Origin of the sequence: Amaricoccus sp. (assembly GCF_047602525.1) — a bacterium.
Taxonomy (GTDB): Bacteria; Pseudomonadota; Alphaproteobacteria; order Rhodobacterales; family Rhodobacteraceae; genus Amaricoccus.
This window is the reverse complement of record NZ_JASGHB010000001.1, coordinates 1,832,911-1,848,703: the sequence shown is the minus strand read 5'-3', so window position 1 is coordinate 1,848,703 and position 15,793 is coordinate 1,832,911. Positions and strand designations below refer to the sequence as shown.

General features: G+C 70.4%; 14 protein-coding genes and 1 pseudogene. 4 read left to right on the top strand and 11 right to left on the bottom strand.

The genetic code is table 11. The features are described 5' to 3' along the window. Position 1: 1 nt before the first annotated feature. The 3 genes and pseudogenes from murJ to QM699_RS09590 form a co-directional block, all read right to left on the bottom strand. Positions 2-1,558: a murein biosynthesis integral membrane protein MurJ gene (murJ, locus tag QM699_RS09600; RefSeq protein ID WP_415010916.1), complete on the bottom strand. Its 1,557-nt coding sequence runs from the start codon at positions 1,556-1,558 to the stop codon at positions 2-4. Beyond that, positions 1,555-4,396: pseudogene (locus QM699_RS09595) on the bottom strand ([protein-PII] uridylyltransferase). The gene murJ and the pseudogene QM699_RS09595 overlap by 4 nt, the downstream one beginning before the upstream one ends. Beyond that, the gene (locus QM699_RS09590; RefSeq protein WP_415010915.1) at positions 4,377-5,567 is read right to left on the bottom strand and encodes a penicillin-binding protein activator; all 1,191 of its coding nucleotides are present in this window, start codon (positions 5,565-5,567) and stop codon (positions 4,377-4,379) included. Before QM699_RS09590 ends, QM699_RS09595 begins: the two are co-directional and overlap by 20 nt. 150 nt (positions 5,568-5,717) lie before the next feature. On the opposite strand from QM699_RS09590, the gene rsmI reads away from it, so the two are divergent. Then, positions 5,718-6,596, top strand: a complete 879-nt coding sequence (gene rsmI, locus QM699_RS09585; RefSeq protein ID WP_415012729.1) for a 16S rRNA (cytidine(1402)-2'-O)-methyltransferase — start codon at positions 5,718-5,720, stop codon at positions 6,594-6,596. A gap of 54 nt (positions 6,597-6,650) precedes the next feature. Then, positions 6,651-7,004, top strand: a complete 354-nt coding sequence (locus tag QM699_RS09580) for a YraN family protein (protein ID WP_415010914.1) — start codon at positions 6,651-6,653, stop codon at positions 7,002-7,004. Between the two features lie 96 nt (positions 7,005-7,100). On the opposite strand, the gene QM699_RS09575 is transcribed toward QM699_RS09580, so the two are convergent. The 4 genes from QM699_RS09575 to QM699_RS09560 form a co-directional block, all read right to left on the bottom strand. Then, complete coding sequence (locus tag QM699_RS09575) at positions 7,101-7,310, bottom strand: cold-shock protein (protein ID WP_415010913.1); 210 nt, start codon at positions 7,308-7,310, stop codon at positions 7,101-7,103. A 194-nt stretch (positions 7,311-7,504) separates the two neighbouring features. Next, on the bottom strand, positions 7,505-7,933 hold the full coding sequence (locus QM699_RS09570) for an NrsF family protein (protein ID WP_415012728.1): 429 nt from the start codon (positions 7,931-7,933) through the stop codon (positions 7,505-7,507). 15 nt (positions 7,934-7,948) lie between these two features. Further along, entirely contained in the window at positions 7,949-8,140 is a 192-nt protein-coding gene (locus QM699_RS09565) for an NrsF family protein (RefSeq protein ID WP_415010912.1), read from the bottom strand. Next, on the bottom strand, positions 8,137-8,709 hold the full coding sequence (locus QM699_RS09560; RefSeq protein ID WP_415010911.1) for a sigma-70 family RNA polymerase sigma factor: 573 nt from the start codon (positions 8,707-8,709) through the stop codon (positions 8,137-8,139). The genes QM699_RS09565 and QM699_RS09560 overlap by 4 nt, the downstream gene beginning before the upstream one ends. Before the next feature lie 210 nt (positions 8,710-8,919). On the opposite strand from QM699_RS09560, the gene QM699_RS09555 reads away from it, so the two are divergent. Continuing rightward, positions 8,920-9,711 (top strand): lipo-like protein, encoded by a 792-nt coding sequence (locus QM699_RS09555; protein ID WP_415010910.1) that lies wholly within the window; start codon positions 8,920-8,922, stop codon positions 9,709-9,711. 198 nt (positions 9,712-9,909) lie between these two features. Then, a complete protein-coding gene (locus QM699_RS09550; RefSeq protein WP_415010909.1) occupies positions 9,910-10,230 on the top strand; it encodes a DUF6280 family protein in 321 nt (106 codons plus the stop codon). 84 nt (positions 10,231-10,314) lie between these two features. On the opposite strand, the gene QM699_RS09545 is transcribed toward QM699_RS09550, so the two are convergent. The 4 genes from QM699_RS09545 to QM699_RS09530 form a co-directional block, all read right to left on the bottom strand. After that, positions 10,315-11,334: a 2-hydroxyacid dehydrogenase gene (locus tag QM699_RS09545; protein ID WP_415010908.1), complete on the bottom strand. Its 1,020-nt coding sequence runs from the start codon at positions 11,332-11,334 to the stop codon at positions 10,315-10,317. A gap of 41 nt (positions 11,335-11,375) precedes the next feature. Beyond that, a complete protein-coding gene (gene dnaE / locus QM699_RS09540) occupies positions 11,376-14,834 on the bottom strand; it encodes a DNA polymerase III subunit alpha (protein WP_415010907.1) in 3,459 nt (1,152 codons plus the stop codon). A 48-nt stretch (positions 14,835-14,882) separates the two neighbouring features. Next, positions 14,883-15,050: a DUF1328 family protein gene (locus tag QM699_RS09535; RefSeq protein WP_415010906.1), complete on the bottom strand. Its 168-nt coding sequence runs from the start codon at positions 15,048-15,050 to the stop codon at positions 14,883-14,885. 76 nt (positions 15,051-15,126) lie between these two features. Next, on the bottom strand, positions 15,127-15,777 hold the full coding sequence (locus QM699_RS09530) for a Crp/Fnr family transcriptional regulator (protein ID WP_415010905.1): 651 nt from the start codon (positions 15,775-15,777) through the stop codon (positions 15,127-15,129). Between the last annotated feature and the right edge of the window lie 16 nt (positions 15,778-15,793).

The following is a 15,793-nucleotide window of genomic DNA, read 5'->3' as shown; positions in this document are numbered from 1 at the left end:
CCTAGCGACTCGTGGCGGGCCGGCGCAAGGCGGCCCGCACGTCGGCGATCCGCAGGGCGCCGAAGCCGAGTGCGGCCGCCGCGTAGACGCCGGCGCCGATCAGCACGAGCGCCGCGAGCGCCGCGTACTGCAGCGTCCGATGCGCGAGGGCGTCACCGAGCAGATGTGCGGCGAGCATGAGGGCGGCGCCCATCGCCACGCAGGCGAGCACGATCCGGGGCACGGCACGGAGCAGGCGTGCGTCCGGCGCCGCGGCGGTCCCCATCGCGCGGGTGCCCCACCAGAGTTGCAGCAGCATGGTCCAGCCGGCGACGGTGGTGCCGAGCGCCGCGGCGATGAAGCCGATCACCGGCGCCAGGCCGATCGCCACGACGGCGTTCACGATCATCGCGTGGACCGCGAAGACGAACGGCGACCGGGTGTCCTCGCGCGCGTAGTAGAGCGGCGAAATCACCTTCTGCATCACGAACGCCGGCAGGCCCGCGCCGTAGACCGCGACGGCGAGCGCGGTCGGCCAGGTGTCGCCGGCATCGAAGGCGCCATGCTGGAACAGCACGGCAACGATCGGCCCGGGGATCACCATCAGCGCCACCGCCGCCGGCAGCGTCAGGGCGAGCGTCAGCTCGGTCGCGCGGTTGATCGCGTCCCGCCCGCCCGATCCGTCGCCGGCCTTCAGGCGGCGGGACAGGTCGGGCAGCATGACGGTGCCGATGGCGATGCCGACGACGCCGAGCGGCAGCTGGTACAGCCGATCCGCATAGGACAGCCACGCGACCGCGCCGTCGAAGAACGAGCCGACCTGCCGGCCGACGATGAGGTTGATCTGCACCACGCCGCCGGCCAGCAGCGCCGGCACCATGATGACCGTCAGGCGCTTCATGTCGGGGGTGAGGCGCGGCCAGCGCGGCAGGATCGGCATCCCCATCCGGGCGCAGCCCCACCAGACCAGCGCCAGCTGGGCAACACCCGCCACCGGCACTGACCAGATCTGCCAGAGGCCGATGTCGCCGCCCGACCACCAGCCCCAGACGAGAAACGCGATCATCACCACGTTCATCACGATCGGTGCCGCCGCGGCGAGCGCGAAGCGGCCGAGCGAGTTCATCACGCCCGAGAGCAGCGCGGTCAGCGAGATGAGCAGGATATAGGGAAACGCGATGCGCCCGTGCTCGACGGCGAGCACGAAGCGCTCGTCGCCGTGAAAGCCGGAGGCCATCGCGTAGACGAACCACGGCATCAGCGCGATACCGAGCACCACCAGCACGATGAGGACAAAGCCGAGGCCGGACAGCGCGTCCCGCGCAAAGCCCTCGGGATCGTCGTTCGCCTCGACCTTCTTCGCGAACATCGGCACGAACGCGAGATTGAACGCCCCCTCGGCGAAGAACCGGCGGAACATGTTGGGCATGGTGAAGGCGATCAGGAACGCCTGCGCCACCGGGCCCGTGCCGAGGAAGCTCGCCATCAGGATGTCGCGCAGCAGGCCGAGGACGCGGCTCGCCATCGTCCATCCGCCGACCGCGAGGAAGGCGGGAAGCAGCCGGATCGGCTTGTTCATTGCGTCGCTCCGCCTCGCTCCGGCACGGCCGCGGCAATCGCCGCGCGCAGGCGCTGTTCAAGCTGCGAGCGCTTGGAGTCGGTGTAGAGCTTCAGGCCGAACAGGTCCTTCACGTAGAACACGTCCACCGCCTGCTCGCCGTAGGTCGCGATGATCGCCGACGAGATCGAGATGCCGTTCACCGTGAGCGTGCGCGTCAGGTCGTAGAGCAGGCCGGGCCGGTCGCGGGTCTCGACCTCGATGATCGTGTAGATGTCCGAGCCGGAGTTGTCGAAGCTGATCCGGGTCGGCACCTGAAAGTCGCGCTCGCGCTTCTTGATCTTGTCCTTGTCGCGCAGGGCCTCGCGCGCCTTGATCTGCCCGGCCAGCGTGCGCTGCACCGACGAGCGCAGCCGCGTCATGCGCGCCTGCTCGTAGGGCTTGCCGCTGGCGTCCTGGATCCAGAAGGCGGCGGTGGCGACGCCGTCGGTGGTGGTATAGGTGCGCGCGTCGACCACGTTCGCCCCCGCGAGCGCCAGCGCCCCGGCAAGGCGCGCGAAGATGCCGGGGTGGTCGGACATCGCGAAGCAGACCTGCGTCGCATCGCGGCTCGCGTCGAGCTCGATCTCGATCTCGGGCCGGTCGTCCTCGAGGTCGCGGCCGAGGCGGGCAAAGATCGCATGGGTCCGCGTGTCGAATCCAAGCCAGTACGGCGCATAGTGCCGGGCGCATTCCGCCTCGATGTCGGCGGCGGTCCAGTCGCCCAGCGCCTCGCCGAGCGCGGCCTTGGCCGCCGCCTCACGCTCCGGCCGGCTTGGCGCCTGGCTGCCGCCGGTCAGCACCTCGATCGTCTCCGCGTAGAGCGTGCGGAGCAGCATGGCCTTCCAGTTGTTCCAGATGCCGGGGCCGACGCCGCGGATGTCGCAGACCGTCAGCACCGCGAGGAACTTCAGCCGCGTCGGGCTCTTGACCTGTCGGGCGAAGTCGCGGGCCGTGCGCGGGTCGGCGAGGTCGCGCTTCTGCGCCACGTCGGACATGAGCAGGTGGTGCCGCACCAGCCAGACCACCAGCTCGGTTTCCTCCGGCTCGAGGCCGAAGCGCGGGCAGAGCTTTTCGGCCACCTCGGCGCCCACCGTCGAGTGATCGCGGCCCGAGCCCTTGCCGATGTCGTGCAGCAGCAGCGCGACGTAGAGCACGCGGCGGTCGACGCCGCGCGCCATGATGTCCGAGACCACCGGCAGATCGTCGACCAGCTCCTTCCGCTCGATCGTCGAGAGCGTCGAGATCGTGCGGATCGTGTGCTCGTCCACCGTGTAGTGGTGGTACATGTTGAACTGCATCAGCGCGACGATGCGGCCGAACTCGGGGATGAACGCGCCGAGCACGCCCACCTCGTTCATCAGCCGCAGCGCCCGCTCCGGGTTCTGGTGGCCGAGCAGCAGGTCGAGGAAGATGCGGTTCGCCTCGCGGTCGTTGCGCACGCGGTCGTTGATCAAATCGAGGCTCGCGGCCACCCGCCGCAGGGCGTCGGGGTGGATCGGGATATCAGCGGCGAGGCTTTCCTCGAACAGCCGCAGGATGTTCACCGGATCCTTCGCGAACGCGCCCTCGTCGAGCAGATCGAGCCGGCCGTTCTTCAGGGTGAAGCCCGGGCCCGTCGGGTCGCGCCCGAAGGTGAAGACCGTGCGCAGCTTTTCCCCGAGGCTCGGCTTCGACTTGACATGCCGCGCCTCCAGCGCGGCGAGGAAGATGCGGGTGAGGTCGCCGACATGCTTCGCGTGGCGGAAGTAGTCGTGCATGAACCGCTCGACGCCGCGCTGCGCGCTGTCGTCGTGGTAGCCGAGCGCGGCCGCGATCTCGACCTGGGTGTCGAAGGTGAGCTGCTCCACGGGCCGGGCGGACAAGAGGTGCAGGTGGACGCGCGCGGTCCACAGGAACGCCTCCGCCTCGGCGAGGGTCGCGTACTCTTCCGCCGTGAACACGCCCGTGCGCACCAGAATCTTCGGTCGATCCGACGTGATAGAGGTACTTGCCGATCCAGTAGAGCGTCTGCAGGTCGCGCAGGCCGCCCTTGCCCTCCTTGACGTTCGGCTCGAGCAGGTAGCGCGAGCTGCCCTGGCGGTTGTGGCGGTCGGCGCGTTCCTGCAGCTTCAGCTCGACGAACTGCGGCCCGGTCTGGTCGAAAAGCTCGGACCAGAGCCGGGAGTTGAGCTTGTCGGCCAGCGCCCGGTCGCCCCAGAGATAGCGGTTCTCGAGCAGGCTGGTGCGGATGCTGACGTCGGTGCGGGCGAGGCGCAGGCAGTCGTCGGCGGTGCGCGTCGAGTGGCCGACCTTGAGGCGCAGATCCCACAGCACGTAGAGCACGCTCTCGATCAGGCTCTCGCCCCACGGCGTCTGCTTGTACGGGGTGAGGAACAGCAGGTCGATGTCGGAGAACGGCGCCATCTCGGCGCGGCCGAAGCCGCCGACCGCGATCGCGGCGATGCGCTCCGACGAGGTGGGGTTCGGCGAGACGTGCATCCGCCGGACGCCGAGGTCGAGGACGAGCCGCACCACCTGCTCGGTAAGCCAGGCATAGTCGTGGATCGCGCGGTGCGCCGCGCGCGGCGCGGCGGCGATGGCGGCGGCGATGACGGCGCGGCCTTCGGCAAGCGCCGCGCGCAGCGGTGCCACCACGGCGGCGCGGATCGCGCTGCGGCCGCCGTCGGCGAGCGCCGCGACCGCGGCGGCGTCGATGGCCGCCGCAAGCGCCGGAACGTCGATCAGGCGCCCGGGATCGTCGACGATCCCAAGCCAGGGGTCGGGCGCTGGCGCCTCGGCAGCGGCGCGCGGACGCCGGTCAGAAGCCAACGGTGTCAAACGTGCGCGCCGCCGGTTCGCGCACCACCGCGGCGCCGTTCTCGACGGCGACGATCGCGAGGTTGCGCTGGGCCCGGCCCGACGCGGTGAAGCGGAACGGGCCGTTCACCCCGGCAAAGCCCGAGGCCTGGGTCAGTCGCTCGGTCGAGAACGGGCTGCCACCCTGGCTGCGGGCCTCGGCGATCAGCGCGCCGACGGCGGCGACGCCGTCGTAGGCAAGGCCGGCCAGCTCGTGCGGGCTTTCGCCATAGGCCGCGCGATAGCGGCCGTTGAAAGCGTTGACGATGGTGGGGTCGGGCGCCGCGAAGACGCCGCCCTGCAGGCTCGGCGCCTGCATCGCCTCGGCGGAGATGTCCCAGCGCTGCATGCCGAGGAACTGGCCGCGATCCTGGTCGATGCCGTTGCTGCGCAGCCCGTCGGCGATGAACGAGAGGCCGCCGGTCGGCCCATCGGTCAGGATGATGCCGTTCGCGCCCGCGGCCAGCAGCGCCTGCGCCGCCGGGCCCGCGGCCGACTGGATGCCCGCGACGGACAGGCTGTAGGCCTCGCTCGCGGCCACGGTGGCGCCGCGCCCGGCGGCCGCTTCGCGCACTGCGTCCCGCGCCGTCTCGCCCTCGAGGCCCGAGGGATAGATCACGCCGAACGGGCCGAGGCCGTGCGCCTGGCCATAGGCGATCAGCCGGTCGGCGGTGTTCTGGAAGCTGGTGCCGAGGATGTAGACGTTCGAGCCGGCGACCGAGGGATTGTTCGAGAAGCTGAGCAGGGTCAGCCCGGCGGCGGCGGCAGGGGATGCCGCGCCGGCCGTCTCGGTGCTGAACAGCGGCCCGATGATGATCTTCGCGCCCTCGGAGACGGCCTGGCTGGCGGCCGCGGCACCGCCCGAGGTGGTGCCGGCGGTCGGATAGACCACGAGGTCGATCGTCGCGTTCTGCACGTCACCCTGCGCGAGGCGGGCGGCGTTCTCGAGGCTGCGGGCGATCTGCTCGCGCCCCTGGTCGCCGGTGCCATAGGGCAGGAGCAGCGCGACCTTGACCGGCCCGTTGACGTCGACCGAGATGCCGTCGTTGGCTGCGACCTTCGGCTGCGCGGCGCAGCCGGCCATGAGCGCGCCGGCGGCGACGACGGCGGCGGCCCGGAGCAGGGCGCGAACCGAGAAACGAGTTGACAGCATCATCCCTCACCGTGACTTTTCGGAGCGACTATTCGGGTGCGCGGCAGGCGGCGGTCGCCATGTGGTAGGATCTTGGCCGCCGGATGTAAACGAGGAATGGACAGCGATCCCATCAACCCGCCGGAGCAGGATGCCCCGGACGAGGCGGCCGTGGAGCTGGACGCCGCGCGGCCGTCTGCCGGCGGCGGGCTTGCGCCCGGCCTCTATCTGGTCGCGACGCCGATCGGCAACGCCCGCGACATCACCCTGCGCGCCCTCGACGTGCTGGCCGCGGCCGACGTGCTCGCGGCGGAGGACACCCGCACCGCGCGGCGGCTGCTGGAGATCCACGGCGTGCGGCGCGGTGGACGCGGCCTCGTCGCCTATCATGACCACAACGGCGCGACGGTGCGGCCGCGGCTGCTCGCGGCACTGGCCGAGGGGCGGAGCGTCGCGCTCGTTTCCGACGCCGGCACGCCGCTGGTGGCCGACCCCGGCTATCGCCTGGCGGCAGAGGCACGGGCGGCCGGCCACGCGGTGACGGCGGTGCCCGGCGCCTCGGCACTCCTGGCGGCGCTGTCGGTCGCCGGCCTGCCGACCGACCGTTTCCTGTTCGCGGGCTTCCTGCCGCCGAAGCAGGCGGCCCGGCGCCGGGCGCTGGCCGCGCTGGCGGCGGTGCCGGCGACGCTGGTGTTCTACGAGTCGCCGCGGCGCTCGGCGGAGTGCCTCGCCGACATGGCCGAGGTTCTCGGATCCGCCCGCGACGGCGCGCTCTGCCGCGAACTGACCAAGCGGTTCGAGGAGGTTCGGCGCGGGACACTCGGCGCGCTCGCCGCGGCCTATGCCACCGAGCCGGAGCCGCGCGGCGAGGTGGTGCTGCTCGCCGGCCCCCCGGTCGAGGAGGCGCCGTCCGGCGAGACGCTGGACGCGGCGCTCGAGGCGGCGCTCGAAGGGCGGACGGTGCGCGATGCGGCGGCCGAGGTTGCCGCGGCGCTGGGCCTGCCGCGGCGCGAGGTCTACGCCAGGGCGCTGGCACTCGGCCGGCGTTAACCAAGATCGCGAAGAGGGGATGCGACGGGGGCGGGGGCGTGCGATGTTCCCGGAATGTACACGGCTCGAAATTATCACTCCGGCATCGCCGCCGAGGATCTCGCGGCCCGGGCCTACCGCCTCGGCGGCGGATCCGTTCGGGCGTCGCGGTGGCGTTGCCCCGAGGGAGAACTCGATCTGGTGGTCGATCTTCCCGACGAGATCGTCTTCGTCGAGGTGAAGGCGCGCCGAGGCCACGACGCTGGTGCCGTCACGGAACGACAGTGGGCGCGGATCGGGGCCGCCGCGACCCGCTACCTCGCCGAGCACACGGACGGTACGCGTCCATGCCGCTTCGACCTCGCGCTGGTCGATCGCTTCGGCCGGCTGGAGCGGATCGAGAACGCGCGCAGCTTCGACGGCTGGTAGGTTGCCGCCCGGTCGCCTTTAACCAGCAGTCCCGAGCGTCCGGCGGTTGATCCGCGGTCGCTCGGGTACTCTCGATGCGCGCGAAACCTGCGCCGCTCAGTCGACCAGGGAGAGATTCGACGCCGACTCGCGCCCGTCGCGCCCGGCCTCGAGGTCGAACTTGACCTTCTGCCCGTCGTCCAGCCGCTGGATCCCGGCGCGCTGCAGCGCAGAGATGTGAACGAACACGTCCTTCGACGCCCCATCCGGACGGATGAAGCCAAACCCCTTGGTTTCGTTGAACCACTTTACCGTGCCGGTGGCCATCGGTCGCATGTCCTCGTCGTTGGTGCCGCCCGCGGCGATGCGGCGGCCTGGCGCAGTCATCGAGGAAGCGACGGGCCAGCCGTGAAGACAAGGGGTCGTTCGTCGTAACAGAGCGGTGAAAGCGTCCGGCAAAAGCCGCTCGAATGCAAGAACTTCTGCAGTCCACACCGGGACGCGCAACTTTGGGTAGTGTCCTACCAGCGCAGCACCCGGGGGCCGAGAAGCGCGCCGAGCCCGGTGACGGCGAGAATCGCGAGCACATACCACGTCGCATAGAACAGCGGGCTGTCCTCGGTGCAGTGCAGCGCATAGAGGCTCGCCGTCGTCGCCCCGCTCAGCAGCCCGGCGAGCGCCCCCGACAGGCGCGGCCGCGGGCTGGCGCCGCGGCGCAGGGCCCAGAGCACCGCGCCGAGGACGGGCAGCGCCAGCGTGATGACGAGCACGAGGCAGGGCGCGGCGCTCCCGCCGAGCATCGCGCCGCGCCACGCGGCGGCCGGCAGGTGCACGAGGGAGGCAACGACCGCCACCGCGAGACCCGCGGGGACGGCGGCGAGGGCCGCGCGCCAGCGCCCGATGCGGTGACCGGGCGTCGCGAGCCGAAGGGACGCGCCCCCGGCGGCGATGGCGAGGCCGAGCGGCTAGGCCTGCTTCACGGCGACCGGCAGCGTCGCAAGCGCCGGGATCAGGTCCGGGCGCAGGCCGAGCAGCCCGACGACAGCCGCGAGAACCACTGCTCCACCCGCGACCAGCGCGACGCCGAGGCCGGCGGCGACCGAACGCCCGGGCGTCGGGTCGGCGGCGAGGGCGCGGACAAGCTCGTCGGTTCTCATTTCGCCGCTCCCAGCCCGAACGCCGCGAGGCGCCGCAGCGCCCGGTGCAGCGCCACCCGCACCGCGCCGTCGGTCATCCCGAGGGCGCCGGCCGTCTCGGCGATGCTCTGGCCGTCGAGGCCGATCGCCCGGACGATCCGGGCCGCCCGCGGATCCAGCCGGCCGATCGCCCGCTCCGCATCGCGACGCGCCAGGGTGTCGGGGCCGGGCTCGGCCGGCAGCATACCGGCGAAGTCGTCGATCGGCACGCTGACCCGGCGCCCGCGGACGCGCAGCGCATCCACGACCTTGTGGCGCACGATGGCATAGAGCCACGGCCGGACGGCCAGCTCCTCGTGCCACGTGTGGCGCTTGGCATGAAGGGCGAGCAGCGTTTCCTGCACGATGTCCTCGACCGCCTCGTCTCCCATCCCGGAGGCGCGCGCCCGCGCCACACCCCGGACGATCGGCACCACCGCCCGCAGGAACGCCGCATAGGCCCGCTCGTTGCCCCGGTTGGCGGCGCGAAGCAGGTCCTCGAGCGGCGGCGCGTCTTGCCCGTCGCCGGGCGTCCCCGGTCTGGAGCGCATTCTTCCTCCGTTCGCTCCGGTGCGGCGCGTCGTTATTGCTGATGCAGGAATTTCTGGCAGGCTCGCGCGAAAGGGTTCCGCGCCACGCTCTCACGCCACGTTCTCACGGTGGCGCGACGCCCGCCAGCCGGAAACGCGGCCGAAGCGCGGCGGGCCGGCGGGATCGCGGCGTCGGCAGTGGAGGGAAGCGGTGCGACGGGAGAGGGAACTGTGACCGCCTCGGCGGAACGACTGGCGGATCGGCTGGGCCGGCTCCTCGCGCGGCGGCTCAACGAGGTGCCGCCCGGCGCGCGTCCCTACACCCACGCCAACGTCGCCGCCCTGCGCCGGACGCTGCAGCCGGGCGACGTGCTGCTCGTCGAGGGCACCAGCCGGGTCTCGAACACCATCAAGTACCTCACCATGTCGACCTGGAGCCATGCGGCGCTCTGCGTCGGCAACGCGGTCGGCCGGGTCTCGGCGGACGGCGAGCCGCTGATCCTCGTGGAGGTCAACCTCGGCGAAGGCTGCGTCGCCGCGCCGCTGTCGAAATACGAGCTGCACAACACCCGGATCTGTCGGCCGAGCCACCTGTCGGACGCCGACCTCGCCCGGGTGATCGACTTCATGGTCGCGAGCATCGGCAAGCGCTACGACATGAAGAACATCACCGATCTGCTGCGGTACGCGCTGCCCGAGCCGCCGGTGCCGGCGCGCTGGCGGCGGCGGATGCTGGCGCTCGGCTCCGGCGATCCGACGCGGGCGATCTGCTCGACGCTGATCGCCGAGGCGTTCGAACGGATCCGCTATCCGATCCTGCCGCGGATCACCCGGGAGTTCCGCGCCGATCCTCTCGCGCGGGCGCATCGCAGCGAAATCCTGCACATTCGCCACCATTCGCTGTTCACGCCGCGCGATTTCGACGTGTCGCCCTACTTCCATGTGGTGAAGCCGACCCTCGAATCGGGCTTCGACTACCGGCAACTGCGCTGGGCCGAGGTGCCGCGCAGCGCGACGGGCTGAACCCGAGAAAACACCATCGTGAAGCGGAACGAACCGGACCGAGTTTTGTTGATTTGAGGCTGGGCTGCCTCTATATGCTCGGCACCCGGTATACGGCTGACGCATGTCTGGATTGCCCAATTCGCAAACCTGCCGGATGGCGGTATCCGGTATGCGGCATGACCGGATAGAAGAAGAGACTCGAGGAAGGACGACGTAATGTTCGATTACGTGGACGAACTGGCGTTCACCAACGATCAGGGCGCGCGGGCACAGAAGCTGTTCGCGGCCGTGGTGTTGGCGGCGCTGGACGATGCCATTGCCGACGACAAGAAGTATGGCAACGGCCCCGACGTGATCGCTCGCTGGGCGCGCTCGCGCGACGGGCGCGAAGTCCTGATGTGTGCCGGAATCGACCCGAACGAACGGACGGTGAAGGGCATGATGGAATTCGTGCGTCGCGGCGTGCGCACCTCGGTGGCGCTGAGCCGCGAGGAGAGCGAGCGCCAGCACGCGCGCGCCGAGGCGGAAGCCGCCTGAGCCGCGGACCGCGCGCCGCAGCCGCGGCACGGGTCGTCAGAAAAAGCCCCGCCGGTCGCGCGACCGGCGGGGCTTTTTGCGTCTCTACCCGGCCGGGCCGGCCCGCCGCGTCGGCGTGACGGCGTTCGCGGGCATCCGGCCGGACGCGACCTCGGCGAGGTTGGCGAGCGTCGTGTCGGCGATGTTGCCGAGCGCCTCCTCGGTCAGGAACGCCTGATGCCCGGTCACGAGCACGTTTGGAAAGGTGAGAAGCCTCTGGAACACGTCGTCCTCGATGATCTCGTTCGAGAGATCCTCGAAGAACAGGTTTTCCTCCTGCTCGTAGACGTCGAGCGCCACGCCGCCGATCTTGCGCGACTTCAATCCGGCGATCAGCGCGCGCGTGTCGACCAGCGCGCCGCGGCTGGTGTTGACGAGGAAGAACCCCGGCCGGGCGGACTCGATCGCGGCGGCGTCGATCAGGTGGCGGGTGTCGGGCGTGAGCGGGCAGTGCAGCGTCACCACGTCGCTGCCCGCCACCACCTCGGCCCGCGGCACGTAGGGAATGCCGAGCGCCGTCACCTCCGGGTTTTCGAACGGATCGCTCGCCACCACCTCGCAGCCGAAGCCGAGCTTCAGGATCCGCGCGACGATGGCGCCGATCTTGCCGGTGCCGATCACGCCCACCCTCCGGCCGTGCAGGTTGCGGCCGATCAGCCCGTCTAGGGCATAGTTGTTTTCCCGCACCCGCGCCCAGGCCCGCGGGATGTTGCGGTCGAGCGCCAGCAGCATGGCCACGGTGAATTCGGCCACCGCGTGCGGCGAGTAGGCCGGCACCCGCACCACCACGACGCCGAGGCGTGCAGCGGCGGCGATGTCGACGTTGTTGAACCCGGCGCAGCGCAGCGCCACCACCCGCACACCGCCGGCCGCAAGGATGGCGATCACTTCCGCGTCGAGGCGGTCGTTGACGAACACGCAGACCGCCTCGAATCCCTCGGCGAGCGGGGCCGTCGCCGCGTCGAGCCGGGCTTCGAGGAACGCGAGGTCATGCGCGCCGTCCGCGTTGGCGGCGCTCAGGAATTCCCGGTCATAGGGCTTGGTCGAGAAGACGGCGGTGCGCATGGGCTCCCTTTCGAGGGCGGCACGGAGACTGAAGGGGATGCCTAGAATTCCTCCACATGCACGACGCCCGGCACTGTCTTGAGCGCGCTCAGGATCTGCGGGCTCATGGGGTAGGGGTCGGGCAGGGCGATCTCGACCTCGCCGGGCAGATCCGGGTGCAGCAGGATGAGGTTGATCGGTCCCTTGCGCCGGCTCGTCATCTGTTCGGTCACGAGGCCGAGGCGGGCGGCGAGAGACGGGGCGGCGGCGGGATCGTCGACGAAGATCCGCAGGCCCGCCGCGGCGGCGCCGGCGACCGCGGCGTCGATCGGCTGGACGCCGCGGGCGAGCAGGCGCATCTCGTCGCCCTCGACCGTCGCCTCCACGGTCAGGACGACGTTGTGGCCGGGCTCCAGATGGTCGCGCGACGCCTCGAACACGTCCGAGAACACCAGCGTCTCGTAGAGGCCGGTCGGGTCGGACAGCCGCACGAAGGCAAAGCGCGAGCCGCGCGACGACTTGCGCAGATCGACCGCCGCGATGGTGCCCGCGATCCGCGCCACGGTCTGCGAGATGCCGGCACACTGGCGCACCAGCTCGGCGTGCGTGACCACCCGCTCGCGGCGGAGCGCCCCCTGATAGTCGTCGAGCGGGTGGCCGGAGAGATAGAAGCCGATCGCCGCGTGCTCCTGCGAGAGCCGCTCCATCGGCGTCCAGTCCTCCGGCTGCGGCAGGCGCGGCTCGGGCAGGCTGGCGGTCGCCTCGCCGAACAGCGACACCTGCGCCGAGGCCCGCTCCTCGTGGGCGGAGGCGGAGTAGGCGATGAGCAGGTCGAGGCTCTCCATCGCCTTGCGCCGGTTCGAGTCGAGCACGTCGAGCGCGCCGGCGCGCGCGAGCATTTCCAGCGCCCTCCGCCCGACCCGGCGCAGGTCGACGCGGGCGGCGAAGTCGAAGAGGCCGGTGAACCGCCCGCCGGCCTTGCGCGAGTCGGTGATGAGCCGCATCGCCTCGACGCCCACGTTCTTCAGCGCGCCGAGGGCGTAGACGATGCGCCCCTCCGAGACGGAAAAGGTCGCCTCGGAGCGATTGACGCACGGCGGGACGGTCTCGATGCCGAGGCGGTCCACCTCCTGCTTGTAGGGTCCGAGCTTGTCGGTGAGGTGGATGTCGCAGTTCATCACGGCGGCCATGAACTCGACCGGGTGGTTCGCCTTGAGCCACGCCGTCTGATAGCTCACCACGGCGTAGGCCGCCGCATGCGACTTGTTGAAGCCGTAGTTCGCGAACTTGTCGAGGAGGTTCCACACCTCCTCCGCCTTGCCCTTCGGCACGCCGTTCTCGGCGGCGCCGTTCAGGAACAGGGGCTTCTGCGCGTCCATCTCGGCCTGGATCTTCTTGCCCATGGCCCGGCGCAGCAGGTCGGCACCGCCGAGGGAGTAGCCCGCCATCTTGCGGGCGATCTCCATCACCTGCTCCTGGTAGACGATGATGCCCTGCGTCTCGTCGAGGATGCCGTCGATCGTCGGGTGCAGGCCCTCGCGCGGCTCGCGGCCGTTCTTGACGTTGCAGAACTTCGGGATGTTCTCCATCGGACCGGGCCGGTAGAGCGCCACCAGCGCGATGATGTCCTCGATGCAGTTCGGTTTCAGCTGCCGCAGCGCCGAGCGCATGCCGGTCGATTCCACCTGGAACACCGCCACCGTCTGGGCGCTGGCGTAGACCTCGTAGGTCCTGGCGTCGTCGATCGGGATGGCGCTGATGTCCACCGAGATGCCGCGCGGCTTCAAGAGGTCGATGGCGTTCTGGATCACCGTCAGCGTCTTCAGCCCGAGGAAGTCGAACTTCACCAGGCCGGCCTCTTCCACCCACTTCATGTTGTACTGGGTGGCGGGCATGTCGGAGCGCGGGTCGCGGTAGAGCGGCACCAGCTCGACGAGCGGGCGGTCGCCGATCACCACGCCTGCGGCGTGAGTTGAGGCATTACGCAGAAGCCCTTCGATCGACTGGGCAATCTTCAGAAGCCGGGCCACCTGCGGCTCGCGGGCGGATTCCTCGCGCAACCGCGGCTCGTCGGCGATGGCCTTCTCCACCGACACGGGCTTCACCCCGTCCATCGGGATCAGCTTCGACAGCCGGTCGACCTGCCCGTAGGGCATCTGCAACACGCGGCCGACGTCGCGCACCGCCGCCTTGGAGAGCAGCGCACCGAAGGTGATGATCTGCGCCACGCGGTCGCGGCCGTACTTGTCCTGAACGTAGGCGATGACCTCCTCGCGCCGGTCCATGCAGAAGTCGATGTCGAAGTCCGGCATCGAGATGCGCTCAGGGTTCAGGAACCGCTCGAAGAGCAGGCTGTAACGCAATGGATCCAGATCGGTAATCGTCAAGGCGTAGGCGACGAGCGACCCCGCGCCGGAGCCGCGGCCGGGGCCGACGGGGATGTCGTGATCCTTGGCCCACTTGATGAAGTCGGCGACGATCAGGAAATAGCCCGGGAAGCCCATCTTCTCGATGACGCCGAGCTCGAATTCCAGCCGGTCGCGATACGCCTCGACGCTCGTCGCGTGCGGGATCACCGCGAGACGCGCGTCCAGCCCCTCGCGCGCCTGCCGGCGCAGCTCTTCCACCTCGTCCTCGGCGAAGCGCGGCAGGATCGGCTTGCGCTTCTTCGGGCGATAGGCACAGCGCCGCGCGATCTCCACCGTGTTCGCCACCGCCTCCGGCAGGTCGGCGAACAGCTCGACCATCTCGGCCTCGGTCTTCAGGCAGTGCTCCGGCGTCAGCCGCCGCCGTGGCTCCTGCTGGTCGACATAGGCGCCGTCGGCGATGCAGAGCAGTGCGTCGTGCGCCTCGTGCATCGCCCGGTCGGCGAAATGCACGTCGTTCGTCGCGACCAGCGGCAGGTCGAGGTCATAGGCCAGCGTCACCAGCCCGGGCTCGGTCGCCTCCTCCACCGGCGTCAGCGGCGCGCCGTTCTCCGGGTGCCGCTGCACCTCGACGTAGAGCCGTCCGGGGAAGATCGCCGCCAGCCGTCCGGCCAGCGCCTTCGCCCGCTCTGGATGGCCCTCGCGCAGCAGCGCCCCGAGCGGTCCCTGCGCGCCGCCCGTCAGGCAGATGATGCCGCCCGCATGGTCGGCCAGCGTCTCCAGCGACACGTGCGGCAGCTCGGCGCCGCAGTCGAGATAGGCCGACGATGACAGCTTCAGCAGGTTGCCGAACCCCGCCTCGTCCTGCGCGAGGAGCACGACCGGGGCGGGTGCCGGCGCGCGGTCGCCCGGATGCGCCGGGCGGGCGTAGCCGAGCGTCAGCTGGCACCCCATGATCGGCTGCACCGGCTTTTCCGCCTTGGCGCAGGCGTCGGAAAATTCCAGCGCGTTGAATAGGTTGTTCGTGTCGGTGAGCGCGACCGCGGGCATTCCCATCTTGCCGCAGAGCTTCGGCAGCGCCTTCGCGGCGATGGCTCCCTCAAGCAGGGAGTAGGCGGAATGCACGCGAAGGTGGATGAATCGGGGCTCGGCCATGGCCGGACCCTAGCAGCCGCACCGCCCTTCGCAAGCGCGGGCGGCGGGTCAGCCGTTGCCGCGCATCACGCGGATCAGCGCCGACATGGCGAAGAGCCCGATCGCGACCTGAAAGACGACACGGGCCGTCTCGACGGTCACGCCCTCGCTGCCGCCAAAGCCGAGAATTGCGGCACATATCGCAACGATGAGCGAACTCAGGCCCCATTCGAGCATCAGAATTCTCCGATCCAAGATTTTTGTGAAAGGCCAACACCCCCGAACGCGCGCGAGGCCCAATTGTTCCCGGGCGTCAGATCAGCGGCCGAAGCTCGCCCTCTGTCCGCTCGTAGGCGGCCAGCGCCTCGAGCCCCGGCCGGTCCAGAAGACGGATCACGCCATCCTGCCAGCGCATCAGCTCGCGGTCGCGCAGTTTGCGCAAGGTCCGGCTGAGATGCACCGGCGTGATCCCGAGCGCGTCGGCGAAATGCGTCTGCCCGAATGGCGCGGGCAGCAGGTCGTCTGCCGCATACCCGACCGCCTTGGCCCGGTCGTAGAGGTGCAGGGCCAGGTAGACCGTGCGCTCGATCGCGCTGCGCTGCCCGACACTGAGCAGATGCCCGTCGAGCAGTTGCTCCTCCCGCGCCGCCACCCAGGTCATCGTGAAGCCGAGCGTGGGGTGGTCGCGATAGACCGACCACACGTTGTCGCGCTGGAACACGCAGAGCCGCACCCGGGTCAATGCCGTGACCGTATGCTGCATGTCGTTCAGGATGGCGAGTTGCAGCCCGAGCAGGTCGCCGGGCAGGGCAAAGTTCAGCACCTGCAGCCGCCCGTCCTCGATCTCCTTGTGGCGATAGGCCCAGCCCTCGAGCATGGTGTAGACGTGCGGGCTGGCGCTCTTCTCCAGGAGGATCGTGGCGCCCGGGTCGACCACCAGCTCGCCGCGCTTGAACTGATTCATGAAGTCGACTTCCGGC